General features: G+C 45.7%; 22 protein-coding genes. 18 read left to right on the top strand and 4 right to left on the bottom strand.

The genetic code is table 11. The features are described 5' to 3' along the window. Positions 1 to 55: 55 nt before the first annotated feature. The 3 genes from BM099_RS09955 (at position 56) to BM099_RS09945 (ending at position 2201) form a co-directional block, all read left to right on the top strand. A complete protein-coding gene (locus BM099_RS09955) occupies positions 56 to 679 on the top strand; it encodes a LysE family translocator (RefSeq protein WP_090727449.1) in 624 nt (207 codons plus the stop codon). Positions 680 to 798: 119 nt separating this feature from the next. Beyond that, positions 799 to 1284 (top strand): FKBP-type peptidyl-prolyl cis-trans isomerase, encoded by a 486-nt coding sequence (locus BM099_RS09950; RefSeq protein WP_090727446.1) that lies wholly within the window; start codon positions 799 to 801, stop codon positions 1282 to 1284. A gap of 11 nt (positions 1285 to 1295) precedes the next feature. Beyond that, entirely contained in the window at positions 1296 to 2201 is a 906-nt protein-coding gene (locus tag BM099_RS09945) for an alpha/beta fold hydrolase (RefSeq protein ID WP_090727443.1), read from the top strand. A 59-nt stretch (positions 2202 to 2260) separates the two neighbouring features. Here BM099_RS09945 and BM099_RS09940 read toward each other — a convergent pair whose 3' ends face one another. Further along, entirely contained in the window at positions 2261 to 3163 is a 903-nt protein-coding gene (locus BM099_RS09940; protein WP_090727440.1) for an AraC family transcriptional regulator, read from the bottom strand. Between the two features lie 204 nt (positions 3164 to 3367). Here BM099_RS09940 and BM099_RS09935 point away from each other — a divergent pair, with 204 nt between their 5' ends. From BM099_RS09935 to BM099_RS09905, 7 genes are all read left to right on the top strand, one after another. Next, complete coding sequence (locus BM099_RS09935) at positions 3368 to 4861, top strand: CoA-acylating methylmalonate-semialdehyde dehydrogenase (protein ID WP_090727437.1); 1494 nt, start codon at positions 3368 to 3370, stop codon at positions 4859 to 4861. Positions 4862 to 4995: 134 nt separating this feature from the next. Further along, positions 4996 to 6153, top strand: coding sequence for an acyl-CoA dehydrogenase family protein (locus BM099_RS09930; RefSeq protein ID WP_090727435.1), 1158 nt, complete (start codon positions 4996 to 4998; stop codon positions 6151 to 6153). A gap of 89 nt (positions 6154 to 6242) precedes the next feature. Continuing rightward, a complete protein-coding gene (locus tag BM099_RS09925; RefSeq protein ID WP_090727432.1) occupies positions 6243 to 7019 on the top strand; it encodes an enoyl-CoA hydratase in 777 nt (258 codons plus the stop codon). Between the two features lie 28 nt (positions 7020 to 7047). After that, a complete protein-coding gene (locus BM099_RS09920; RefSeq protein ID WP_090727429.1) occupies positions 7048 to 8148 on the top strand; it encodes an enoyl-CoA hydratase/isomerase family protein in 1101 nt (366 codons plus the stop codon). A 48-nt stretch (positions 8149 to 8196) separates the two neighbouring features. Next, positions 8197 to 9141 (top strand): 3-hydroxyisobutyrate dehydrogenase, encoded by a 945-nt coding sequence (gene mmsB / locus BM099_RS09915; protein ID WP_090727427.1) that lies wholly within the window; start codon positions 8197 to 8199, stop codon positions 9139 to 9141. A gap of 106 nt (positions 9142 to 9247) precedes the next feature. Continuing rightward, a complete protein-coding gene (locus BM099_RS09910; RefSeq protein ID WP_090727425.1) occupies positions 9248 to 11137 on the top strand; it encodes an AMP-binding protein in 1890 nt (629 codons plus the stop codon). Positions 11138 to 11405: 268 nt separating this feature from the next. Continuing rightward, positions 11406 to 11756, top strand: a complete 351-nt coding sequence (locus tag BM099_RS09905) for a VOC family protein (RefSeq protein ID WP_090727423.1) — start codon at positions 11406 to 11408, stop codon at positions 11754 to 11756. Between the two features lie 105 nt (positions 11757 to 11861). On the opposite strand, the gene BM099_RS09900 is transcribed toward BM099_RS09905, so the two are convergent. Then, a complete protein-coding gene (locus BM099_RS09900) occupies positions 11862 to 12437 on the bottom strand; it encodes a PhnA domain-containing protein (RefSeq protein WP_090727421.1) in 576 nt (191 codons plus the stop codon). A 203-nt stretch (positions 12438 to 12640) separates the two neighbouring features. Between BM099_RS09900 and BM099_RS09895 the strand changes: the two genes are divergently transcribed. From BM099_RS09895 to BM099_RS09880, 4 genes are all read left to right on the top strand, one after another. Next, positions 12641 to 13036: an MmcQ/YjbR family DNA-binding protein gene (locus BM099_RS09895; protein ID WP_090727418.1), complete on the top strand. Its 396-nt coding sequence runs from the start codon at positions 12641 to 12643 to the stop codon at positions 13034 to 13036. 167 nt (positions 13037 to 13203) lie between these two features. Continuing rightward, positions 13204 to 13965, top strand: a complete 762-nt coding sequence (locus tag BM099_RS09890) for an SDR family oxidoreductase (protein ID WP_090727416.1) — start codon at positions 13204 to 13206, stop codon at positions 13963 to 13965. 220 nt (positions 13966 to 14185) lie between these two features. Next, complete coding sequence (locus BM099_RS09885; protein ID WP_198064128.1) at positions 14186 to 14668, top strand: DUF4124 domain-containing protein; 483 nt, start codon at positions 14186 to 14188, stop codon at positions 14666 to 14668. Between the two features lie 125 nt (positions 14669 to 14793). After that, complete coding sequence (locus BM099_RS09880) at positions 14794 to 14979, top strand: hypothetical protein (protein ID WP_090727522.1); 186 nt, start codon at positions 14794 to 14796, stop codon at positions 14977 to 14979. A 110-nt stretch (positions 14980 to 15089) separates the two neighbouring features. Here BM099_RS09880 and BM099_RS09875 read toward each other — a convergent pair whose 3' ends face one another. Next, on the bottom strand, positions 15090 to 15626 hold the full coding sequence (locus BM099_RS09875; RefSeq protein WP_090727412.1) for an adenine nucleotide alpha hydrolase family protein: 537 nt from the start codon (positions 15624 to 15626) through the stop codon (positions 15090 to 15092). Positions 15627 to 15798: 172 nt separating this feature from the next. Here BM099_RS09875 and BM099_RS09870 point away from each other — a divergent pair, with 172 nt between their 5' ends. The 3 genes from BM099_RS09870 to BM099_RS09860 all read left to right on the top strand — a co-directional run bounded on the left by BM099_RS09870 (position 15799) and on the right by BM099_RS09860 (position 20332). Further along, positions 15799 to 18654 carry a cache domain-containing protein gene (locus BM099_RS09870; protein WP_090727408.1) on the top strand — a complete coding sequence of 952 codons (2856 nt, stop codon included), beginning with the start codon at positions 15799 to 15801 and terminating at the stop codon, positions 18652 to 18654. Between the two features lie 17 nt (positions 18655 to 18671). Beyond that, complete coding sequence (locus BM099_RS09865; RefSeq protein WP_090727406.1) at positions 18672 to 19397, top strand: response regulator transcription factor; 726 nt, start codon at positions 18672 to 18674, stop codon at positions 19395 to 19397. A gap of 125 nt (positions 19398 to 19522) precedes the next feature. Then, positions 19523 to 20332: a CvfB family protein gene (locus BM099_RS09860; protein ID WP_232348962.1), complete on the top strand. Its 810-nt coding sequence runs from the start codon at positions 19523 to 19525 to the stop codon at positions 20330 to 20332. On the opposite strand, the gene BM099_RS09855 is transcribed toward BM099_RS09860, so the two are convergent. After that, positions 20333 to 21298, bottom strand: a complete 966-nt coding sequence (locus BM099_RS09855; protein ID WP_232348959.1) for a LysR family transcriptional regulator — start codon at positions 21296 to 21298, stop codon at positions 20333 to 20335. It abuts the gene before it with no gap. Positions 21299 to 21394: 96 nt separating this feature from the next. Between BM099_RS09855 and ydiJ the strand changes: the two genes are divergently transcribed. Continuing rightward, positions 21395 to 24454: a D-2-hydroxyglutarate dehydrogenase YdiJ gene (ydiJ, locus tag BM099_RS09850; protein ID WP_090727520.1), complete on the top strand. Its 3060-nt coding sequence runs from the start codon at positions 21395 to 21397 to the stop codon at positions 24452 to 24454. Positions 24455 to 24518: the final 64 nt, after the last annotated feature.

The raw sequence follows: 24518 nt of genomic DNA, 5'->3' as shown, positions 1-24518 counted from the left end.
GATTATCAAGTGAGTGTTGCATGACTATTTTCCTCTTAAAGCGACAGGTTGTCCGATGTTAGAGCTTTCTTTATTAGCCGTCTTTTTACCTACGTTTTTCTTTGTTTCAGCGACACCTGGAATGTGTATGACATTGTCAATGACAATGGGCATGACCATTGGCGTGCGGCGGACATTGTGGATGATGGCAGGTGAACTTGTAGGCGTAGGGCTGGTCGCACTTCTTGCCGTGGTGGGTGTGGCAGCCATCATGCTAAATTACCCCGGCATATTCGCTGTTTTTAAAGTGATAGGTGGCGCTTATCTGATCTATATTGGGATTCAGATGTGGCAGTCACGTGGAAAGATGGCGGTCACAGAGGATACTACCATTCGTGCCTCGGTTAGCCGACAGACATTGGCCTTACAAGGTTTTCTGACGGCGGTCGCTAACCCAAAAGGTTGGGCATTTTTTATCTCTTTATTGCCTCCCTTTATTAATCCGGATGCTCCGCTGGCTCCACAGCTTTCGATGTTAATTTTGATAATTTTACTCGTCGAATTTGTCTGTTTATTAGGTTATGCGACAGGTGGGCGGACGATGCGGGCTTTTTTACAGAAAAGTGGCAACGTACGCTTAATGAATCGTATTGCAGGAAGCCTGATGATAGGTGTGGGTATTTGGCTGGCTACAGGCTAGAGCCATAGCTGTGTTGTTCTGTTTGTTTAATGAGTGAATTCACGGCTCAACTTTGTACTGTAAGTTAACCTTGGTTTGCTGCTAATATTGTGTTTTTTATATGGCTTTAGGAACTCTCGATGCAGATTGGTAAAGATTCAGTAGTGCAATTCTCCTACACACTGAAAGATGAAAGTGGCGATATTGTTGAAGCAACAGATGAAGGCTCCCCGGTCGCTTATCTGCACGGCCATAACAGTATGCTTCCTGGGCTTGAGAAGGTATTGGAGGGCAAAAGTGTCGGCGACACAGTGTCAGAAACTTTGCAGCCCGCTGATGCTTACGGTGAAAGAACAGAAGAGCCGACACAGCGAGTACCGGTTAAGCATTTGCAAGGTGCTAAAAAATGGAAGCCAGGAATGACTGCTACCGTTCAGACAGAGCAGGGCAACCGCCAGGTGACTATCGTCAAAATGGGTAAATTCATGGCAACGGTAGATACCAACCACCCGCTCGCCGGTAAAGTGGTGACATTTGATATCGAAATTAAAGATATCCGTGAAGCAACTGCTGAAGAAATTCAGCATGGCCACGCGCATGGCGCTGGCGGACATCACCACGACTGATATTGCGTCTCATGAGTCTGGCGCAAGAGTCGTTAATCCCATGGGAGCATGATGACGGTACATTGATACTGCGAGGGTGGATGTCACCTGATTGTGGTAACAATCACCGTCCGATTATTTACTTCCTGCACGGTACAGGACTGTCGAGTTTGACCTACTGGCCTTTCCTCGAGCTCTTTCATGGCGAGTATGACTTGTTTCTCGGCTCCATTGAGGGGCACGGTGACAGTGACCATATACCCCGGGATCAGTACTCAGATTGGCAAGCATTAATGATGCGGGCGCTCAATTGTTTCGAAGCTTTCAGCCAGCGCTGGGATCCGAAACAGCCCGTCATTGCGTTGGCACATAGTTTTGGTGCTATTGCTACGACGCTGATGTTACATCATCAACGCCGCTTGTTTGACCAATATATTTTGTTAGACCCCGTTATCTATCCTAAATCAATGATTGCAATGATGCGCTTCCTTCACTTGATCGGTATGGCGGGGCATTTGCCGCATGTAAAACAAGCGAAAAAAAGACGTCACAGCTGGCCGAGTCGAGAGGACGCACATAAGAGTTTTTATGGTCGCGGCATCTTCAAAAGCTGGACAGAGGCGTCGCTGAACAGCTATATCGACGACGCGATTACACCGAGTGATCAAGGCGAGTGGCAGCTACGCTGTCCGCCGTGGTTAGAAGCGCGTATTTTTTCCGGATACCCGAAGCGGCTTTGGCCCGCGATTGCCAAACTTCCTGAATATACACACATTCTGCACAGCACCCGGACTTACTCCTTTGTGCCGCCTGCGGTAAGGCGGGCAGAAAAAGCGAACCCACACATTAAATTGACTGAAGTAGAAGGTGGCCACTGCTTTATGCAGGAAGCCCCGCAAGCTAGTTACACCCTGGTTAAAGGCTTGCTGAGGTTATAATGGCACAGGCACAGGTAAATCTGATCTCTACTAAGGTCTGGTTATAGTATTGATCAACTTTAAGAGGGATAAGGATAAGTCCCCATGCGCATACGCCGGTACTGGCTGGGTGAAATTCCCATAATCTTTTTAAAAATTCGTGAAAAGTAGTATGCATCCTCATAACCCACGGCAAAGCTTATTTCATTAATGGACTTGGTCGTCACATCAAGCAGATGGCAAGCACGTTCAATTTTCAAATGTATGAAATGATTGATGGGCGTTGTGCCCGTTAACTCTTTATATTTTTTAATGAAATGGAACTTAGAAAGGTTGGCTGTTTCTGCCAGAGTATTGAGATCCAGTTGCTCATGAGCACGAGCCTGCATCAGGCTGTGAATTAATTCTAAATTGAAGTTGTGAGCGGTTTGCTGCTGCTTAGCCAGCGGTTGTAATTGGGCAATATGCGTTAATATTTGGCGCAGCAGGTTGGATGCATGCACAAAAGCACTCAAATTGTAGCTGGATTGGCGGCATTCAAGTAACGACTCAAAGTCACTGGTCAGCCTTGAGTGGATGCCCAGCGGGAAAACAAAACTGTTCTGACGAATAGCAAGATAGTCAATAAACTCTTCACTTTGATCACCTGAGAAATGTATCCAATAAATAGTCCAGGGGGTTATATCTGATGCTTTGTAGGCGTGAGCAACCCCCCTTGGCAGGAAAATAATATCGCCTGCTTTTACCTCGTAAGATTGGTGATCCAGTGTCAGCTCACCTTGTCCGTCGAGGCAATAGATCATCAGGTAGTCATCATGTGTGCGCCGCAACATAGTATGGTTGGATGCTTGTTTATAGTAGCCAAGGCCTATCGGATATAGCCCTCTGGCTAATGAATGTCCTCTTAATTGTGACACTATTTTGCGGGGCACAACGAATCGGGTGCTTTCAGGCGGCAATGGCCATTCAGAGGGCTGGCTCATATCGTTAGACCTTTGGACTAGGGAAAACCACTATTAATTAGCAATATAGTCCATTAATCTGACAAGATTATCAATCCCTGGTCTACATGGCGTGTGCTTAAATTATCAGCAACGTAAATACTGAGCAGGCTGTTTAGGTTACCGCTCGTAAGACCTCTACAAAACAACAATAAAACTACAATAAAACAACACAAGGTATTAATCATGACTCAACAAGTACAGCTCCTGATTAACGGTGAACTGGTAAGTAGTAAATCGGATAACTGGATTCCGGTGACTAACCCTGCAACGCAGGAAGTTATTGCACAAGTGCCTTGTGCAACCGCTGAAGAGGTAGAGCAGGCCGTTGCAGCAGCCAAAGCTGCTTTTGAAATCTGGAAAGAAACTCCGGTTGGAGAGCGTGCACGCTTAATGCTGCGTTACCAGGCACTACTGAAAGACAATCACGATGAGATTGCAAAGGTGTTGGCGCTGGAAACCGGAAAGACTTTTGAAGATGCAAAAGGCGATGTATGGCGCGGCATCGAAGTCGTTGAGCACGCTTGCAACATTGCTTCACTGAGCATGGGAGAAACCGTTGAGAACGTAGCGCGTAAAATCGATTGCTACAGCATAACTCAGCCCTTAGGTGTGTGTGTGGGTATTACGCCTTTCAACTTTCCTGCGATGATTCCATTGTGGATGTTCCCAATGGCGATTGCCTGCGGTAACACTTTTGTTCTTAAGCCTTCCGAGCAAGATCCGCTAACACCCATGCTCCTGGCTAAATTGTTCCAGGACGCAGGTGCCCCAGCCGGGTTACTGCAGGTTGTTCACGGTACAAAAGATGTCGTTAATCAGTTGTTAACGCATAAAGACACACCGGCTATTTCGTTTGTCGGTTCAGTTGCCGTAGGTGAGCATATCTACCGCACAGGGACTGATAAAATGAAACGTGTTCAGGCATTTGCGGGCGCGAAAAACCATATGGTTATCATGCCTGATGCCGCTAAAAACCAGGTTGTTAATAGCATTGCAGGTGCCTCTGTGGGCGCGGGTGGTCAGCGTTGTATGGCTATCTCTGTGGCTGTCTTTGTCGGCAGTGCACGGGAGTGGATTCCTGAAGTGCGTGATGCACTGGCAAAAGTACGTCCCGGTGTATGGGATGATGAAGGCGCTGGTTATGGCCCGTTAATCAACCCTCAGGCTAAAGAGCGCGTTCTACGCTTCATCCAGGAAGGTAAAGATGCAGGTGCAGATTGTATTCTGGATGGTTCTGGATGTGTGGTAGAAGGTTACCCTGATGGTAATTGGGTTGGCCCGACAATGTTCCGTAATGTATCCACAGATATGTCGATTTATCAGGAAGAGATTTTCGGACCTGTTCTGATTGCTTTAGAAGTAGATACGCTGGATGAAGCTATCGCGTTGATTAATGAGAACCCGTACGGTAACGGTACGTCGATGTTTACTTCTTCAGGTGCTGCTGCCCGTAAATACCAGCATGAGATTAAAGTCGGGCAGGTAGGTATTAACGTGCCGGTTCCTGTGCCTCTGCCGATGTTCTCATTCACGGGTTGGAGAAAGTCTTTCTATGGCGACCAACATGCTTATGGTAAGCAGGCTGTGCGTTTCTATACAGAAACTAAAACAGTCACTGCGCGTTGGTTCGAAGATGATATCGATACCGGTGTAAATACCAGTATTCACCTCAAATAATATTGCTGAGTCAGGCGAAGCTCTTGATGGGTATTGTTTCCAATACTCGTCAAGGCCTTGTTTTGTATGATAATCAGCCTTTACGAAGGCTGGCGGGCTTTGCTAATGAGCTTTGTTAATAAAGGGAGAGGCTAATGGATTTTGAACTGAATGAAGATCAAATCGCATTTTCCGACATGGCACGTTCGTTCGCTCAGAACGAGATGGAGCCGCATGCAGCTGAATGGGATCAGCAGCAGATTTTTCCTGTCGATGTATTACAAAAAGCAGGCGAGTTGGGTTTTTGTGGTTTGTACTCCCCTGAAGATGTTGGCGGTTTAGGTTTAGGCCGTCTTGACTCGAGTATTATCTTCGAACAACTTGCGATGGGTTGCACTTCTACCACCGCTTTTATCACCATTCACAATATGGCTACGTGGATGATTGCCGATTTTGGCAATGAAGAAACACGCCAGTTGTGGTGCCCGGATTTAACGGCAGGACAAAAGCTTGCTTCGTATTGCTTAACTGAGCCTAATGCCGGTTCCGATGCCGCTTCACTTAAAACTACGGCACGTAAAGACGGTGATGAGTACGTTCTTAACGGTAGCAAAATATTTATTTCCGGCGCCGGTGCGACAGATGTATTAGTGGTTATGGCGCGCACGGGTGAAGAGGGACCCAAAGGTATTTCAGCTTTTGCAATTGATGCGAAAACAGCCGGTATTGCCTATGGCCGTAAAGAGGAAAAAATGGGTTGGAATAGCCAGCCGACACGACTCATTACTTTTGAAGATGCCAGAGTTCCTGCTTCATGCTTGATGGGTAAGGAAGGCGATGGCTTCAAAATTGCCATGATGGGATTGGATGGCGGGCGCATTAATATTGCAACCTGTTCAATTGGTACAGCGCAGGCTGCACTCAATCACGCTATTCAGTATATGGGTGAAAGAAAACAGTTTGGCCGCACGCTAGAGAACTTCCAGGCTTTGCAGTTCAAAATCGCGACGATCAATACTGAACTAGTGGCTGCCCGTCAAATGGTGCGTCTTGCCGCCAGCAAACTCGATCATAAGCATCCTGACCGCTCTACTTACTGCGCCATGGCAAAACGCTTTGCGACGGATGTAGGTTTTAACGTCTGTGATGAGGCGCTGCAGATTTTTGGTGGTTATGGATATATCAAAGAATATCCTCTGGAACGTTATGTCCGGGATAGTCGGGTACATCGTATTCTTGAAGGTACCAATGAAATTATGAACGTTATTATTGCGCGTCGATTACTCTTAAAAGATGCGGCTGATATTGTGTAATTTGTTTGTTATAGGTTATGCAGAGCTTTGTCAGTGAATATGGCCTGGGTAGGCTCTGTAACAGAAAAATGAATGGAGCAATGAACAAGATGAGCGATAAATTGATAGTAGAAAAGCAGGGACATATTGCGATTATTACGATGAATAATCCGCCTGCCAATACTTGGACAGAAGCCAGCCTGAAAGAGTTAACCTCAATCGTAAAAGAATTAAATGCAGATATGCAGATATTCAGCTTAGTGCTGAAAAGTAGCAGCGAGAAGTTCTTCTCTGCCGGTGCCGATTTAAATCTCTTTGCAGACAGTGATCGTTCAGTCGCAAGAGATATGGCGCGTTATTTCGGTGAAGCGTTTGAGACGCTTTCTCAGTTTCGTGGCGTGTCCATTGCGGCGATGAATGGCTGGGCAATGGGAGGTGGTTTAGAAGTAGCGCTGGCATGTGATATCCGCATCGCAGAAGAGCAGGTACAGATGGCATTACCCGAAGCGAAAGTTGGTTTGCTACCGTGTGCCGGTGGCACGCAAAACCTCACTATGTTGGTCGGTGAAGGTTGGACGAAGCGAATGATTCTGTGTGGTGAGCGCGTTAAAGCGGCGAAGGCATTAGAGATCGGCTTAATCGAAGAGATGGTTGATACAGGCGAGTCTGTTAAGCGGGCGATGGAGATGGCAGAACAGGTGGCAGAGCAAAGTCCAATGGCCGTTGCCGCTTGTAAGCAACTGATCCAGTCAAATCGTACCCGCGCATGGGATCAGGGCTATATCCTTGAGCGTGAACTGTTTGTCGATCTGTTTCACTCAGAAGATCAGAAAGAGGGCGTTAATGCCTTTTTGGGCAAACGCAAAGCTGAATGGAAAAACTGTTAAGCAACAGGTCGATAAAGGAGAGTAACGGATGAGCTGTGTACTTTTTACAGAACACCTGACGCAAGACGGTAAGAAAATTATTGAAATCTGCCTTAACGCTGAGAAGTCTCTAAATGCGTTAACGCTGGATATGATTAATCTGATTCAGCCTAAATTAGATGCGTACAAAACGGATGATTCGGTTGTCGCAATTTTACTGGATGGCACGGGCGAAAAAGCATTTTGTGCCGGCGGTGATGTCGTTAGTTTATACAAGTCTATGACGGGCGGCGGGGATGCTGATTTTCCTGAGCAGTTTTTCACAAGCGAGTATTTGCTGGATTATACGATTCATACTTATCCCAAGCCGATTATCTGCTGGGGTAGCGGTATTGTGATGGGCGGCGGCATGGGCTTGCTGAGTGGCTGTAGTCACCGCATTGTGACTGAAACAACACATATGGCAATGCCGGAAGTGACTATTGGTTTGTACCCGGATGTGGGCGGCACGTGGTTTTTGCATCGTACCCCAGGGCGCACCGGCCTGTTTTTAGGACTAACCGGAAACCGAATGAATGCAACGGATGCATTGTTTCTTAATTTAGCTGACCGTTTCCTGAAAACGTCTCAGCGAGCTGATGTGTTAGATCGTTTAACTCAGGAAACCTGGGAGGGTGACCTGAACGCGGTGGTCAGCCGTGTCCTGCGCGATCTTGAAGATGATGCCTGGGATACGCGTCAGAGTATGGAATCTCCGGTAAGAACGCATTTTGATTTGATTCAGGATATAACAGATCAGGATACCGTTGAGGAGATCATTGAGACGTTACTCGCGGTCGAAACGGATGATAAATGGATGCAGCGAGCACAAAAAGCAATCAGTCATGGTAGCCCTCTCGCGATCCATATGATTTACAAACAGTTCCAGAAAACGTTGCATATGTCTCTTAAAGAAGTGTTTGAATCTGAGCTGGTGTTGTCTGTTCAGTGTTGCCGTCATCGTGAGTTCCCTGAAGGCGTTCGTGCCTTATTGGTTGATAAGGACGGCAAACCTAATTGGACCTTTAGCTCCGTGAGTGATGTTGATCCGGCTTTCCTCAGTGAGTTATTCGTGTCTCCATGGGACACCAATCCACTGGCTGAGATGTGAGTTAGCTTTTTTGACAAGACCTCTCAGTCAAGAGCTCTCAGTCAAGAATTGGCAATCAAGAATTTTAATACTAAGAATAACGATAAGAACAAGGATTATAAAATGGCTACGATAGGCTTTATTGGTTTAGGAAATATGGGCGGCCCAATGGCGATTAATCTCGTTAAGGCGGGTCACACGGTTAAAGCTTTTGACTTATCCGCTGAAGCGGTAGCAAAAGTGGTTTCTGAAGGTGGTGTGACTGCTCAATCTGCCAAGGATGCGGTAACGGATGCAGACTTTGTGGTGTCGATGCTACCTGCAGGCAAGCATGTTCAAGGTTTGTTTGTCAGCGGTGATGACCCACTCTTTGAACATGTCAAAAAAGATGTACTGATTATTGATTCTTCTACTATTGATGCCGCTACGGTACAAAATGTAGCTGCTGCTGCAGAAGCGCGAGGTATTGGCTTTATCGATGCTCCGGTTTCCGGGGGAGTCGGTGGGGCTAAAGCGGGAACGTTAGCCTTCATGGTAGGCGCCAGCGATGAGCAGTTTGCTAAAGCTAAGCCTATTCTGGAGTGCATGGGTAAAAATATCTTCCATGCAGGTTCTCATGGTGCCGGGCAGGTAGCTAAAGCCTGTAATAATATGTTGTTGGCCGTGTTGATGACGGGTACCAGCGAAGCCCTGAACATGGGTGTTAAAAATGGTTTAGACCCTGCTGTACTGTCTGAAATCATGAAACAGAGTTCGGGTAATAACTGGGCCTTACAGGTTTATAATCCGTTTCCGGGTGTGATGGAAGGCGTCCCTTCCTCAAACGACTACCAAGGTGGTTTTCAGGTTGATCTGATGTTTAAGGATTTGGGTCTGGCTATGGAAATGAGCCAATTAAGTGCTTCACCAACACCAATGGGCTCGCAAGCCCGCGCATTATTTAATTTACATAAGGTAAATGGCAACGGTGGGTTGGATTTCTCCAGCGTTCTGAAGCTCTACCAAGATCAGTAATCATTGATCGATTTATTTCAAATGATGGCGCCTGTGCTTCTGCCGGGCGCCTGCTTCATCGCCTTTAATAAGATGCCTTTAATAAAAAAAAGCATGAGGTCCTACGATGGCTTACACAGAAGAATATCGTCACGCGCTTGAAAATCCAGAGTCATATTGGGCAGAGCAAGCCAAAGTAATCAGCTGGTTTAAAGAACCGCAAACGATTCTGCAGAAAACTGAACAAGGCACTTATTGCTGGTATCCGGATGGTGAGTTAAATAGCTGTTATCTGGCCGTTGATAAACAAGTTGAAGAAGGCCGCGGTGAACAGGTTGCGCTGTATTACGACTCACCATCCACGCAAACGAAAGAAGCGATTACCTATAACCAATTACAGCAACGTGTGAGTCGTTTTGCTGGCGCCATGAAAGGTTTAGGTGTTGAAAAGGGCGATCGGGTTGTTATTTATATGCCGATGATCCCTGAAGCCCCGGTTGCTATGCTGGCTTGCGCCCGACTGGGAGCGGTGCATTCTGTTGTATTTGGTGGGTTTGCTGCAACTGAATTGGCTATTCGTATTGATGATGCGACCCCAAAGCTTATTCTGACGGCTTCCTGCGGTATCGAATTTGATAAAAAAATAGCCTACAAGCCCCTGGTAGACAAAGCGGTAGCGTTAGCAGCCCATAAACCATCTCATACGGTGGTTTTTCAGCGGCCTTTATTAACGGCCGACATGGACCCTGCGCGTGATCTTGATTGGCACGCGTTCCAAAAAGATGCGACGCCTGCTGACTGTGTTGCGGTGAAGGGATCTGATCCACTTTACGTACTTTATACGTCCGGTACGACAGGGCAGCCGAAAGGCATTGTGCGGGATAATGGCGGACATGCGGTTGCATTGCGTTATGCTTTTAATAATGTCTATGGCATGAAAGCAGGTGATGTGTGGTGGGGTGCTTCCGATATTGGTTGGGTAGTAGGTCATTCCTTCATTGTTTATGGTCCATTGATGGGCGGCGGTTCTGCTATTTTTTATGAAGGAAAACCGATTCGCTCACCGGATGCCGGGGCTTTCTGGCGGATTATTGAAGAGTACAAAGTTAACTCTATGTTTTGTGCGCCGACAGCGTACCGCGCCATTCGCAAAGAAGACCCGACAGGAGCGCTTTCGAAGAATTATGATCTTAGCAGCCTCCGCTGGGTATTTGTTGCAGGAGAAAAACTAGATTCTGCAACTTATGAGTGGCTCAATGAGTTATTACAGGTACCTGTCATTGATCATTGGTGGCAAACAGAAACCGGCTGGCCCATGACATCGCCTATGATGGGCTGGGATAATCCTTCTCCGGCGCGTCTTGGCTCTACTAACAAACCTATTCCAGGGTACGATATTCGTGTTTTGGATGGTGATGGTGCAGAGATGGAAGCCAATGAAACAGGCAATATTTGTGTTAAATTGCCATTGCCTCCCGGTGTCGCCTGGAGTATCTGGAAGCAACCGCAGCGATATATAGACTCGTATCTGACGGCTTTTCCTGGTTATTACCATACCGGCGATGGCGGCTTCAAAGATGATGATGGCTATATCTACATCACGGGGCGTACCGATGATGTTATCAACGTATCAGGGCACCGTTTGTCGACCGGTGAAATGGAAGAGGTGGTGTCAGCGCATCCTGCCGTTGCTGAATGCGCTGTTATTGGTGCGAATGATTCGCTTAAGGGACAGGTTCCGGTAGGACTGATCGTTCTCAAAGCAGGCGAAGAGATCGACGAAGCGCAATTGGAAAAAGAGCTGGTTGAGCGTGTTCGTAACGAAGTCGGGGCGTTGGCTTGTTTCCGCAAAGCGGTAGTTGTTGAGCGCTTACCCAAGACGCGTTCAGGAAAGATCTTACGTGCAATATTGCGTAAAATTGCAGCTAACGAGAGTTACAAAATGCCTTCTACTATCGATGATGAAACTATCTTGCCAGAGATCGAAGAGGTCCTGAAAAAAAGAGGTTTAGTCTGAACGAATAGTGCTGATTATAACCACTGCACATATAAGTGTTACGTCGTTTTTGTAACAGTTAGGTTGAAAAAACGCATCTATTGAAGTGATGCGTTTTTTTTCTGAGCACAGAATATCTGAGTGGCTATTTATCGTTGGATAATGACTTCTTCTAATGCCCACTCGTATAGCCGCTTTTTGTCGTGATTCTATTGGTATAAGATAAGCCGAATATAGGTTTTTGTTCTGATAGGCTAAATAAAGTGGGATATTTATCAAGGGGAACGATATGAGCCAGCACGAAAAAATCAATTATGTGGAATTTCCCGCACGGGATCTGGCGGTCGCTAAGCAGTTTTTTGAAGACGTATTTGATTGGTCATTTACCGATTATGGGACTGAGTACACAGCGTTTTCAGATGCTGGCTTGAAGGGTGGTTTTTTCAAAGCAGATTTGTGTTCAACCACTGCTAACGGAGCTGCATTGATTGTTTTGTACAGCCCTGCGTTAGAGCTGACATTAAGCAACATAGAAAAAGCGGGCGGGATTGTTGTTAAGCCTATCTTTGAATTTCCAGGAGGACGGCGTTTTCATTTCACAGATCCGAATGGAAATGAATTCGCCGTTTGGTCAGAATAAATTGGCTGAAACACAGAAAGTGGATGGCTGATATAGGGCTGATTTTCAGTTATCAGCTCTATCGTTTTGTTAAGCTTCTTTTTTAAGTGTGCTTTCTCAGCGTGTTTAGTTCTGCTTTTTAAGGAACTTGGTCAAAAGAACGATACGTGTTCCGTTGACCCGGCCTTCGATCTGATCTGGATTCGAGGTGAGAGAAATACCTCTGACAGCGGTACCGCGCTTTGCGGTAAAGCCAGCACCCTTAACATCTAAATCTTTAATCAAGGTGACGGTGTCACCCGCGTTAAGTACAGCTCCGTTACTATCTTTTGCAGGTGGATATTCATCATCCGAACCACTGCCAGCTTCTGCCCACGCTTTCGTCTCTTCATCGAGATACAGCATATCTAAAAGATCTTGCGCCCAGATTTCGCCCATGGAGGATAACTGCGACAGTTGTCTCCATGCCATTACCTGTACTGCGGGAACCTGACTCCACATGCTATCGTTGAGGCAGCGCCAATGATTAACATTAATGGATTCAGGATCGTTGAGCTGACTGCTGCATGTGTCGCAAATCATGACAGACTGATCTGCTGTGCTGTCAGAAGGTAATACCTCGAAAATAGAAAGGTTTTCTGTAGCGGAGCATAATTCACATTTTGAATCGCAGCGCTGAATCAGAGTTTGTTCAATAGTCATGTTTTAATAACGCCTCATTTATGTGGGGTTATTATGCCAGAATGGCTTAGCAAAACCCAGATGGGGTCTGGCGTGAAGAAATATAATATTGATGAACATCAAGGTAGTTGCGTTCACGGTTACGCCTTTATGAAGAAATTGAACAGCTAGCAAGTACGCAGACGCGTAAGTACGCAAGCAGTCAGTAGACAGGAGCTAATCTGATGGATAAAAAATCGCTGGTTGAATACCTGCTGTCAAAGCCAGAAGCAATAGTAGACTATCCCTTTGGGCCTGATGTCAGTGTGTTTAAAGTTAAAGATAAGATGTTTGCGCTGTTGACTCGCCATCAGGGGCAGTTGAGTATCAATCTAAAAAGTGATCCTCAGGATGCGATTGAATTAAGAGACCTGTTTGATGCTGTTATTCCCGGCTATCACATGAATAAACGCCATTGGAACACCGTCTTTGTGAACAGTACTATTCCCGATGGTGAGTTGATGCGGCAAATTGACTGTTCTTATGCATTGGTTGTTAAAGGGTTGGTTAAAACGAAGCGACTGGCCCTGGAGTTGTCTTATGGGACATCGATCGTTTATCAAGGGCTGCGTGGTGAATAAGCGTGTGATAACCCCTGACTATCTCCTCTTGTTCTTTAGATTAAATTGGTAGGGGATAACGCTTATTTTTATCGCATAATGTACTGTTTTGCGGTATAAGTTTACGTCAACGTCAAGTTGGTTTTGCATTACATACTATAAAAACAGATTGGGTGATGGAGCGATAAATGCAAATTAAAGATAAAGTTTTTGTGATTACGGGTGGTGGACGCGGGCTTGGTCTTGCAATGGCTGAACATTTAGCACAGCAAGGCGGTCAGTTAGCGCTAATTGATATCAATGCCGCTGATCTGGATGCCTCTGTTGCTAAGCTCCAGGAGATGGGCAGTGAAGCTCACGGATACGTTTGTAATATTACGGATGAAAAAGCGGTGGGGGATACTTTCGCTGCGATTCGAAAAGATTTCGGTAAAATTCATGGGCTTGTCAATAATGCCGGTTTAATGCGTGACGGTATGCTGATCAAACTTAAGGAAGGTAAGCTGGTCAAGCGTATGGAGCTGGATCAATGGCAGTCGGTTATTGATGTCAATATGACAGGTACTTTTCTCTGTGGCCGTGAAGCCGCAGGCATTATGGCAGAGCAGGGTGAAGGTGGCGTTATCGTCAATATCTCTTCTGTATCGCGCGCGGGTAATATAGGCCAGACAAACTACTCTGCGACCAAAGCGGCGGTAGCGACAATGATCGTTAGCTGGGCGGGCGAATTAGGTCGCTACGGAATTCGTACAGCCAGTATTGCTCCGGGTGTGATTGCCACTGAAATGACGGCACAAATGAAACCAGAAGCGATTGATCGTATGGTTCAGGCCGTACCTTTACGTCGTTTAGGTGAAGTCAGTGAAATGGCGCACACATTACAATATATTATTGAAAATGATTTCTTTACCGGCCGTGTTATTGAGATGGATGGTGGTTTAAGAATCTGATTGTAACCGCGCGCTACACTTACGCTCTACACTTAAAAGGCTCTTGTTAATAGCAAGGGTCTTTTAAGTTATTGAATAATAATGTTATTTTTTCCTGCCTCCGGCACTTTCTTCGTTTTTTATTCGTATAGAATTATCAGTTTTTCTAAACTTGTGCTTAAATCAATTTATAGCTAATGCCAATATCTGAATTATTGCAGTTACATTGATGGAGTATGCTGTGTTTGGTTTTCAATTTAGAGCACTGACGCTGATAATAATTTTGTTGCCTGCATTGGCGAATGCGGAAATATATCGTTGGACGGATGAAACCGGCAAAGTACATTACAGTGATAAAAAGCCTGCCGGAATTACCGCTGAGAAAAAGGCTTATGTTAATGTGGCGACGCCTTGGCGAAAAGTGCCAAGGCCGGAACGCACAGCTAATGAGGAAGCAGCAGTCGATGTTACTGAGCAAGAGGAAGCAACAGTAAAATCACAAAGCGATGAGGAACTTTCCAAGAATAAAAATGACAAAAAGAGTAATAAGAAAACAAAACGTTTAAAAGCCAAGCAAACATGTGATGATGTAGAAAACTGCGAACAATCAGAACCGGTCAGACTCAATCAAAAAGATAAATCATCATACACCCCAGCTAAACGGGCTGCCGACATTAAAGAAACCTATAAGAAAGCAAAAGAGGAATATCGTAAAGACAATTAATTCGTTTAATGGTTTTTCCTGAAGCAATAAGTGGCCTTATATGGCAGAATTCAACATCTAATTTACTTTTTATTTATTATTCATTATTAATATCGGTTTTCGAAGCCGGGCAGGAGGGCGATGCTATGTTCGATAATGACTCATTACATCCCAAATTTGTAGAAGCCATGCGTAAGCTTAAGGCAATGTCTGAAGAAGATCGTTTATCTGAATCAAATAAGGATCTGTTTGAGCAGGCGATGAATTATGCGCCTTTAGATATCCAGCCACAGCTGGTAGAGATAAAGAAAAAATATCAGGACCTTCATTAACGCTTAATTTACTCTATTTTTTTAGCTTTAAAGCCCTCTTTAAGAGGGCTTTTTTATGGCTGTGAGAGAAGTACTTTGGTTATCCAGCCGAAATTGAATGTGCGCAGCGACTATGCAGAAAGGGCAGCTGACTGGAAAGGGCTATATTCCTGATATGAGCTTAATGAGTCCCACGGATTATGCTTGCTGCTGTGGACTGACATGGGAAGCAGTACCGTATGTGCCCCACTTAACATTTCGCGAATAACTAAAAGACGGTATTGTTTTCTGTTGAGTGCGCAGCGTTCCAGGGGGAATGACTCATTCAGCATTGACGCTAATGTTTTTCCGGTTTGGCATTGCTCGTTGGTTAGCTGGTCGCTGATGATGATCAGGTCGGGTTTTTCATACTTAACAACATTCGTCATAAACTCAGCGACAGTGTAAGCGTTTAAGCTGTCTTGTGTGACAATGTGGATACCTTTGTCAGCACCGCTTTCAATAGCCATTTCTAACTGTTTCTTGCTCTGATTTGAACCTATGGACACTACAATAATGCTATTAGAGGAATCAGCTCGGGCACAAAATGCTTCGTTTAATGCTGACTGAAGTGGATAGTCATGATCTAGTGGCTGTAATGGACGTTTAACAACGACAACAATTTTCATGGGCGCTCTCTCGTGATGTTATTCCACGATTGATAATCAAAAATTTCATGATCTCAGTAGAACGTAAAAGGTTTGCCAGAGTTTGTCTGAATTCTTACCAATTGTAACAAGGGGGCAGAATGTACTGTTTTTGTTATAGAATTTGCAGATAAGTTTTTTACAGGGTTAAAACATGTTGTTTCCTTCCCGGCTGGTTCAGCGATTTTTTCCAATCGTCTTGTTATTTATGTTGATGATATTTGGTGCAGTGTATATTTATTCTGTCCCTTTTATTAAAGACAAAGTCTATGAAATTGAGCGTAACTCGAGCCGTATCGCATTGGATAATGTTTTTACCATGGCCGATAGAATGTATGCGGATACAGAAAGTTATCAGCAGCAAGTGTTGGAATCCCATAAACAGCGTCTGAAAATTGTTGTTTCGATGGCAGAGTCCTATATTGATCAGGTTTATCAGCAGGTTAAAAAAGGGGAGGTTGATCTTGATACGGCGCGAGCCAGCGTGTTTGAAATGCTGCGCCATTTTCAAAGTATTGATGGTGATTACATTTGGGTCGCTAGTTATGACTATCGTTTTTTATCACATCCTGATGAGCGCTTTCATGGTAAGGATGTTTCATCATTGAAGACTGATGATGGGGTTGTGGTAATACCCGAGATCATTGATGTCGCGAAAAGTCAGGGTGAAGGTTTTTATCAATACAAATGGAATCGGCTGGCAGAAAATCAGCAGCTGGATAAGTTGTCCTATGTAAAGAACTTCCCTGAGTGGGGGTTTGTGATGGGCTCAGGAATTTATCTGGAAGATGTTGCTGCAGAGTTAGAGGTTAAACGTAATCAGGCACTGGATGACTTACGTGAGAGCTTCAAGCAGTTGCGGGTGGCTAAAACAGGTTATTTGTTTATTTTTGATGCGCGAACCAACATGCTGATCCATCCAAATCCTAATATTGATGGGACTAACATTGAGAGTTTGCTTAACCCGGTTACTCAAAAATCAATTGCAGATGATCTGATTAATGTGGCCGATACCGGTAAAGAGCTGTATTACAAATGGGATAAACCAGAAGATCCCGGTAACTATATTTATGAGAAATTATCGCTTGTACGACACGTAAAGGGGTTTGATTGGTATATCTGTTCTACTGTGTATGTGGATGAGCTTAAAAGTAGTTCTGAACAATTAAGTGATCGTATTTTAACCATTGCGCTAATATCGTTACTCGTCGCCATTGCTATGGCTTTCTTCTTTATCTATTGGGTGACCAATCCGATCAAGCAGCTCGCCGATACCGCATTACGTGTATCCAGGGGTGAGCTGACCGCAACCGTTGGTTTTCGTCGTGATGATGAGTTAGGCATACTGGCTAAAACTTTCGATGAGATGGTAAAACGTGTCCGCGACAATATTCAGGATCTCGATCTTAAGGTAGAGAGCCGGACTCTTGCACTTGAACAGAGTAATCAACAATTGATGGATACTGTAATGTCGCGCGAAAAAGCACAGTATGCATTAACGTTAATAGAAGAACGGCAACGCATTATTCTTGACTTGTTGCCTGCCGAAGTGGCTTATTTTGATACGAGGCTGCAGTTCCAGTTTGTCAATCAACGCTATGCAGACGCGCTGCAAAAATCGAAAGAAGAGATTACAGGTCAAAGTTTAGCGGTGCTCAGTCAGAATCAATATCAGGCCATGCAAGCGCAGTTAGCTGAAGCTCTTAATGGGGTTGAATCTGCCAGGGAATACAGTAACTGGTCCCGGGATCACCAAGTCATCACTAAGCGTCTGATAACGCCTTGCTATGATGATGCCGGAAACGTGGTGGGTGTTTTATTGGTGGCGCTGGATATCACCTCAGAAAAAGAGGTGGAGAAAAAATTACTGGAAGCGCAGCGAATGAGTGCAGTCGGTCATTTGGCCGGCGGCTTAGCACATGATTTTAATAATCTGCTTTCGATCATTTTAGGCAACCTAGTCTCTGCAGCCGAGCATTACCAGAAGGATGCCGAACTCCAGCGTTACCTGAAACCCTCAATACGCGCTGCAAAACGTGGTGCCAATATAACCAACCGGTTACTGGCCTTCTCCAGACGCCAGCCTTTAGCGCCTTTGCCTTGTGATATTAACGTGTTGTTACAGGAAACCATCGAACTGCTGCAGGGATCATTACCGAGTAACATAGAACTGATTTTTGATCAGAATAAAACTCATGGCTTACCCTTTGTTGATCCCGGGCGCCTGGAAGACGCACTGGTAAATCTGGCTTTGAATGCCAAGCAAGCGATGCCACGTGGTGGGGAAATAAGATTTTCAGTGACTGATCTGAATGTAGAAACACAAAGCCTGTTTCTGGATGAGGAGGTCGCTGCGGGGCACTATATGCAGATAAAAGTGGCTGATACCGGGCAAGGCTTTACTGAAGATGCTATGCGGATGGCATTTGAGCCTTTCTTCACGACACGCTCCGATGTTGGTGGTTCTGGTGCTGGGGCAGGACTGGGGTTGAGTATGGTGTATGGGTTTGTTAAGCAATCTAATGGCTACATAAAAGTTACCAGTGCACCCGGGCAAGGCGCTGAAATAACTCTATTACTACCCGCTGTAGAGGTAGAACTTGTGGCGGGTCCTGTCGATTCGCAAGAATATGAGCATAAAGAGTGGAAAGGAAAGCTAGTACTCTTGGTTGAAGATGATGATGTTCGGCAGGTGGTACGTGAGTTACTCAGAAAAATGGGCTTTAATGTCATTGAGTCGTCCACGGCAGAAGAAGCGGAAGCATTGATAGCGGTTTTAGAGGATGTGTATGCCCTGGTCTCCGATATACGCCTGAATGGTGAAACGAATGGCTATGACCTGGCGGATATTTTCAAGTTTACTCATCCGATGAGTCGTGTTGTTTTGATGACAGGGTATGCTTTCGATGAAAACAGTGGGCGTGAGGGTAAGCATCATTACAAGGTTCTTCAGAAGCCATTTGATATCAAACAATTACAAAAGTTTTTTGAGATAGAAGATGAAGAATAAAATCGAGTGCTTTACTCATGAGTGAACGTAGATTGATTTACATCATTGATGATGAACGTGATATTTGTGACATTGTAAGCCGTGAGCTGGGTGCCTACGGGTTTGATGTAGAAACATTTCTGACCGGCGCTCAGCTTAAAAAAGCATTGTCGGTTCGCTCACCTGATTTGTGTATTGTTGATCTAGGCCTGCCTGATATGGATGGCATAGAGCTGGTGAAGTCGCTGTGTGAGCAAGCCAATATGGGAGTGGTCATTTTGTCTGGTCGGGACAGTATTACTGATCGGGTGTTAGGCTTAGAGTTGGGTGCGGATGATTACATTGTTAAGCCATTTATACCCAGAGAACTCATCGCAAGAGTGAATAGCTTATTTCGTCGTTTAAAGAAAAACGCTCATGAAAATGATACGTCGGTCATAAAAATTGCACAGTTTGCCGGGTGGCGCTATGACCCATCAACATTAACACTGAGTGGTGGGCTTTCGGGTGACAACGATGCGGGAGAAGGGGCTGAATTCAGCTCAGCAGAGCATGAGTTATTAATGTTGCTATTACACTCGCCGCGCAAAATACTGTCTCGTGATCAGTTGTTGGGTGAGCGGGTTTCACCTTTTGACCGTAGTATTGATGTGCGTATGTCGCGCGTAAGAAAGAAAATAGAAAGTAATCCTAAACACCCGACTCTGATTAAAACAGTCTATGGGGTGGGGTATATTCTGACGGCTGATGTTGAATGGATCTAACCGTTAGTATTTAACGGCATCGGCCTAAACTGATTGGGTGAAGAGAGGCTTTCTGATAGTATCTCCGTCCATGCTTTCTCCCAGAATGATTAGACAGGATAGATACCGTGGTTGATGTAGGCCGAATGAATACCCTCACTGTAATGCGCGAAGCGGATTTCGGTGTTTATCTTGATGGCGGCGAATTTGGTGGGATTTTACTGCCGAAAAAAGAAGTCCCGGAAGGCTGTAAGCTCGGCGATCAGCTAGAGGTCTTTATTTACCTGGATACAGATGATTTTGTGGTGGCCAGTATCAATGCACCCATAGCCCAGGTGGGTGAGTTTGCTTGTTTAAAAGTGGTAGAGGTCAACCGTATCGGCGCGTTTCTTGATTGGGGCATGCCTAAAGACCTGTTACTGCCATATGGCGAGCAACAGCGTGCACTGGAAGTCGGACAGAAAGTGATGGTCAGAATCTATCTGGACAACAGCGATCGCCTGGCCGCTTCTGCTAAATTAGAAAAATTCCTCGAAAAAGACCCGCAAGGCTTAACGGTTGGCGATAAAGTGAGTCTCTTTGCTTATCGTCATAATGATCTGGGTTTTAGTGTGGTCGTTGATAACCGCTATGGTGCTGTTCTGCATCAGAAAGATTTGTTTCGTACCGTAAGGCTGGGGCAGACGTTAACAGGCTATATTAAGCGTGTACTGGCTGAAGGTAAGGTTGATGTGATGCTGGACAAGCCCGGCTACGGCAAGGTTGATGAGTTGTCGCAACGGATTATGAAAGATCTTGATAGTCGTGGCGGATACAGCCCTTTGGGTGATAAAAGCCCCCCAGAAGATATTTATCAAGCGTTTGGCATCAGCAAAAAATCTTACAAAATGGCGATTGGCACCCTGATGAAAAAAGGGCTGATCTCTATCAGCCCGGACGGTATCAGAAAGGTCTGACTACTGCTTTTTCAGAGGGCTCTTCAGTGTGTTGTGCAACGCCTCTACATAAGCGGGTAAGTTAGCGTTCTGAAAATACTGGATAGCCCGCTTAAGTAGCTCTTGCCCTGCCGGGCCTATTGAACGCCCTTTGCGTGTTATCAAACACAGCTCTCTTCTTAATACGGGTGAAGTTAACGGGCAAAACTGCATCAAATGAAACGCCTCTGTTGACGCTGCCAGTGCAGGTAAAATACTGATCCCGACACCTTTTTGAATCAGCGCTGCCAGTGTGGCAGGCGTTGATACCTCTATCATGACTTTATCAAATGACAAGGGTAAGTGTTGCTCTTTAATGCTCTTTTCAAGTTGAATTCTGATGCCGTTTTCAGCGGAGAGTAAGATTAAAGATCTTGAGGTAATTTCGTCCCAGCGAATGGTATTGCTATTCGCCAGCGGGTCATCCGAATTCATCACCACGCCGTATTGGTCCTGAAGAATCGGTTGGTATAAAAGCTCGGGGTGAGCCGATCTATTACCGCCAATCCCAAAGTCAACAAGGTTGTTAATAACACTGTCTTCAATGCCGCTGGCACCTTCCTCTTTTAAAGAGAGTCCTATATTAGGAAAGGCTGCGCGATAGGACTGAATCACCGTCGGTAGCAGGCTGTTGAGTACAGAGGGAGAGGCAGCGATACCGACCTGCCCACGCTGTTGCTGGGCACTGGCTCTTAAATCATTAATCGCCGTATCGAAATCTGAGATAAGACGTTCTGCAACCGGATAGAAGCGTTCACCTTCGCGGGTCAGGTTGACTCGTCGGGTGGTGCGGTCGAAGAGTTGCAGGGCAACCTGTACTTCAAGCTGTTTTATAGTCGCGGTGAGTGTCGACTGAGTCACATGCAAATGCTCAGCGGCATGCGTAAAGCTGCCATGACGCGCAACCTCAATAAAGGCCGTTAAGTGGCGGTAAGATATATTATTCATTATTTTCGATTAATCGATTGAATTTTATCGTTTGAATGATTAATCATGATTCTGCATCATAGTGCAATTAAAAACAAACCAGATGTGATTACCCTCATGATTCCCAGAATATCCACTGTTGAAACAACCCAAACCCACTATCTGTCTTTTATCCATGCATTAAAGGATAAAGGGTTTGCAGGTGAGCTGAATCAGGATTATGCCAACCGTATTGCATTATCGACCGATAACAGTATTTATCAGGTGTTACCGCAAGGTGTTCTTTATCCTAAATCCCTGGCTGATCTGGTGTTGATTGCCGAGTTGTCATCTGAGCAGGCGTTTAATCATATCGTTTTAACCCCCCGTGGTGGTGGTACCGGCACCAACGGGCAATCATTAACGGATGGCCTGATTGTAGACGTTTCTAAACACATGAATCGTATTCTTGAAATTAATCAGGAAGAGCGTTGGGTAAGAGTTGAAGGGGGCGTTGTTAAGGATCAGCTGAATGCTGCACTGAAGCCCTATGGTTTGTTTTTTGCACCAGAGTTGTCCACGAGTAATCGCGCTACGGTCGGCGGAATGATCAATACGGATGCCAGTGGACAGGGCAGCTGTTTATACGGCAAGACGCGGGATCATGTGCTCGAACTTAAAAGCGTATTGTTAGACGGCACCGTCTGGGATTCTTTGCCACTGGAAGACGATCAGCTGGCCTCCCTCAAGTTGAGGCAGGATCGGGTGGGTGAAATTCATCGCTTGATTGATGAAATTTATACCGATAAAAAAGCGTTGATTGAAGAAAAGTTTCCGAAACTCAATCGTTGTTTAACCGGTTATGACCTGGCGCATATAAGAGATGAGTCAGGACGCTTTAACCTTAATTCTGTTTTGTGCGGAGGAGAAGGTTCGCTTGCCTTTATTGCGGAAGCCAAACTGAATGTACTGCCGATTCCGAAGTTTGCGGCGCTCGTTAATGTTAAATATAACAGCTTTGAAAGCTCGCTCAGAGATGCCAAAGCGTTAATGGATTGGGGCCCGACATCAATCGAAACCATCGATTCAAAAGTACTTAATTTGGCGATGGGTGATATCGTTTGGGACACGGTTAAAGATTATTTTCCGGAGAAAGAGGGCGATCCGGAAACACTGGGCATTAATCTGGTTGAATATACCGCAGACGATGAGGCGGAATTACAAGCCCGTGTTGAAAAGCTGACACAGCATCTGGAAGCCGTTGCCGGCGCGGCGGGTAAGAGCTTTGGTTTTACTGTCGTCTATGGTGCTACTGAGATTAATAAAGTCTGGGGTATGCGTAAAAAAGCGGTGGGATTACTCGGTAATGCCAGCGGCCAGGAGCGTCCCATTCCTTTTGTAGAAGATACCGCGGTACCTCCGGAAAACCTGGCTGACTTTATCATGGAGTTTCGCGCCGTGCTGGATAGTCATGGTTTAGCCTACGGTATGTTTGGTCATGTGGATGCGGGTGTACTACATGTGCGACCCGCTATTGATATGAAAGATGCAGTGCAGGAATCAATGGTTCGGGAGATTACTGATCAGGTGGTCGCACTTACTCAGAAGTACCATGGTTTGCTATGGGGTGAGCATGGTAAAGGCGTGCGCTCTGAATACTCGCCGGCATTTTTTGGTGAGCTTTATCCTGAGTTGCAGCGTATTAAAGGCGTTTTCGATCCGCTTAACCAACTCAACCCGGGTAAGATTGCTACGCCATTAATCGACGGAGCGGAACTGTTAAAAATTGACGGCGTAGGTACACGTGGTCAGCTTGATCGTCAAATCCCGCTTAAAACACGCCAAACTTACAATGAAGCGATGTTCTGTAACGGCAATGGTGCTTGTTATAACTATGATCCGAATGATGCGATGTGTCCTTCCTGGAAAGGCACACGTGAGCGCATACACTCCCCTAAAGGCCGTGCTTCACTGATACGTGAATGGTTGCGTCTGATGTCTGAAAAGGATGTCGATCTGACGGATATGAGTAGCCGTGTGAAGCGTAGTTCGTATCTGAAAACTCTGCCGGATAAAATCAAGAATACCTTTAAAAAACAAAAGGGTGAATACGACTATTCACACGAAGTCCACGAAGCCATGATGGGCTGCCTTGCCTGTAAATCCTGTGTGGGGCAATGTCCTATTAAAGTGAATGTGCCCGATTTCAGAGCACGTTTTCTGGAAGTTTACTACAGTCGTTACCTGCGACCTGCGAAAGATTACATGGTTGGCAGTCTGGAGTTTATGATGCCTGCCATCGCTAAGTTCCCGGCGCCTTACAATTGGGCGATGAAGAACCGCGTAATCAAGCGCTTGTTTAAGCAATACGTGGGCATGGTTGATAGCCCCGTTGTGTGTAAACATACGCTGGTTAAAGGCTTAAAAGAAAAAGGGATTGAGTTCGCCAGCGTAGAGCTGATTGGAGCAATGAATGCAGAGAAGCGAAGCAGGTCTGTGATTATCGTTCAGGATGCCTTCACCAGCTTCTTTGAAACACAGCTGGTACTGGATTTGATCGAGTTACTCAGAGAATTGGGCTTTAATGTCATGGTGGCACCTTTTATGCCAAACGGTAAGCCTCTGCATGTCCATGGGTTTATGCAGGCGTTTGAAAAAGCGGCTATTAAGAATGCTTCCATGCTACGCGCATTGGATCAGAGTGGTGTTCCGTTGATTGGCGTCGACCCGTCGATGACACTCACATATAGACAGGAGTATACGCAAGCGGTTGATCGCTTACCCACCGTTAACCTGATTCAGGAATGGTTGGTCACACAGCAAGCGCTGATCTCAGCTAAAGCTGCCGGGCTGCCCGAGCGTACATTTACGCTGATGGCGCACTGTACCGAGAAAACATCGGCGGCACCTTCAATCAAACAATGGCAACAGATCTTTTCGGCGCTGGGTCAAACACTCAATGTTCAAGCGCTGGGGTGTTGTGGCATGTCTGGAACTTATGGTCATGAGGCCGAAAACCTGGCTACCTCGAAAAAGATCTATGACCTTAGCTGGCGTGACGTGGTGAATGCAGAAGACACAAAAGGGCAGCTCGTGGCGACAGGGTATTCATGTCGTAGCCAGGTGAAGCGTATGGATGACAAACAGATTCCGCATCCTGCACAGGCATTACTGGACTTAATTCGGGCGAGTCGTTAAAAACTCCATATAAAAAAAGGGCCCGCAAGGGCCCTGAATAACGAGGGTGGAAGGAGTCGGTTAA

Origin of the sequence: Neptunomonas qingdaonensis (assembly GCF_900113275.1) — a bacterium.
GTDB lineage: Bacteria > Pseudomonadota > Gammaproteobacteria > Pseudomonadales > Balneatricaceae > Neptunomonas > Neptunomonas qingdaonensis.
This window is presented reverse-complemented; position numbering and strand designations above follow the sequence as displayed.

What these genes read in the sequence shown, in the direction of transcription:
- BM099_RS09955 (WP_090727449.1), top strand. Translation starts at nt 56, where the DNA reads ATGTTAGAGCTTTCTTTATTAGCCGTCTTTTTACCTACGTTTTTCTTT.
- BM099_RS09950 (WP_090727446.1), top strand. Translation starts at nt 799, where the DNA reads ATGCAGATTGGTAAAGATTCAGTAGTGCAATTCTCCTACACACTGAAA.
- BM099_RS09945 (WP_090727443.1), top strand. Translation starts at nt 1,296, where the DNA reads ATGAGTCTGGCGCAAGAGTCGTTAATCCCATGGGAGCATGATGACGGT.
- BM099_RS09940 (WP_090727440.1), bottom strand. Translation starts at nt 3,163, where the DNA reads ATGAGCCAGCCCTCTGAATGGCCATTGCCGCCTGAAAGCACCCGATTC.
- BM099_RS09935 (WP_090727437.1), top strand. Translation starts at nt 3,368, where the DNA reads ATGACTCAACAAGTACAGCTCCTGATTAACGGTGAACTGGTAAGTAGT.
- BM099_RS09930 (WP_090727435.1), top strand. Translation starts at nt 4,996, where the DNA reads ATGGATTTTGAACTGAATGAAGATCAAATCGCATTTTCCGACATGGCA.
- BM099_RS09925 (WP_090727432.1), top strand. Translation starts at nt 6,243, where the DNA reads ATGAGCGATAAATTGATAGTAGAAAAGCAGGGACATATTGCGATTATT.
- BM099_RS09920 (WP_090727429.1), top strand. Translation starts at nt 7,048, where the DNA reads ATGAGCTGTGTACTTTTTACAGAACACCTGACGCAAGACGGTAAGAAA.
- BM099_RS09910 (WP_090727425.1), top strand. Translation starts at nt 9,248, where the DNA reads ATGGCTTACACAGAAGAATATCGTCACGCGCTTGAAAATCCAGAGTCA.
- BM099_RS09905 (WP_090727423.1), top strand. Translation starts at nt 11,406, where the DNA reads ATGAGCCAGCACGAAAAAATCAATTATGTGGAATTTCCCGCACGGGAT.
- BM099_RS09900 (WP_090727421.1), bottom strand. Translation starts at nt 12,437, where the DNA reads ATGACTATTGAACAAACTCTGATTCAGCGCTGCGATTCAAAATGTGAA.
- BM099_RS09895 (WP_090727418.1), top strand. Translation starts at nt 12,641, where the DNA reads ATGGATAAAAAATCGCTGGTTGAATACCTGCTGTCAAAGCCAGAAGCA.
- BM099_RS09890 (WP_090727416.1), top strand. Translation starts at nt 13,204, where the DNA reads ATGCAAATTAAAGATAAAGTTTTTGTGATTACGGGTGGTGGACGCGGG.
- BM099_RS09880 (WP_090727522.1), top strand. Translation starts at nt 14,794, where the DNA reads ATGTTCGATAATGACTCATTACATCCCAAATTTGTAGAAGCCATGCGT.
- BM099_RS09875 (WP_090727412.1), bottom strand. Translation starts at nt 15,626, where the DNA reads ATGAAAATTGTTGTCGTTGTTAAACGTCCATTACAGCCACTAGATCAT.
- BM099_RS09870 (WP_090727408.1), top strand. Translation starts at nt 15,799, where the DNA reads ATGTTGTTTCCTTCCCGGCTGGTTCAGCGATTTTTTCCAATCGTCTTG.
- BM099_RS09865 (WP_090727406.1), top strand. Translation starts at nt 18,672, where the DNA reads ATGAGTGAACGTAGATTGATTTACATCATTGATGATGAACGTGATATT.
- BM099_RS09860 (WP_232348962.1), top strand. Translation starts at nt 19,523, where the DNA reads ATGAATACCCTCACTGTAATGCGCGAAGCGGATTTCGGTGTTTATCTT.
- BM099_RS09855 (WP_232348959.1), bottom strand. Translation starts at nt 21,298, where the DNA reads ATGAATAATATATCTTACCGCCACTTAACGGCCTTTATTGAGGTTGCG.
- ydiJ (WP_090727520.1), top strand. Translation starts at nt 21,395, where the DNA reads ATGATTCCCAGAATATCCACTGTTGAAACAACCCAAACCCACTATCTG.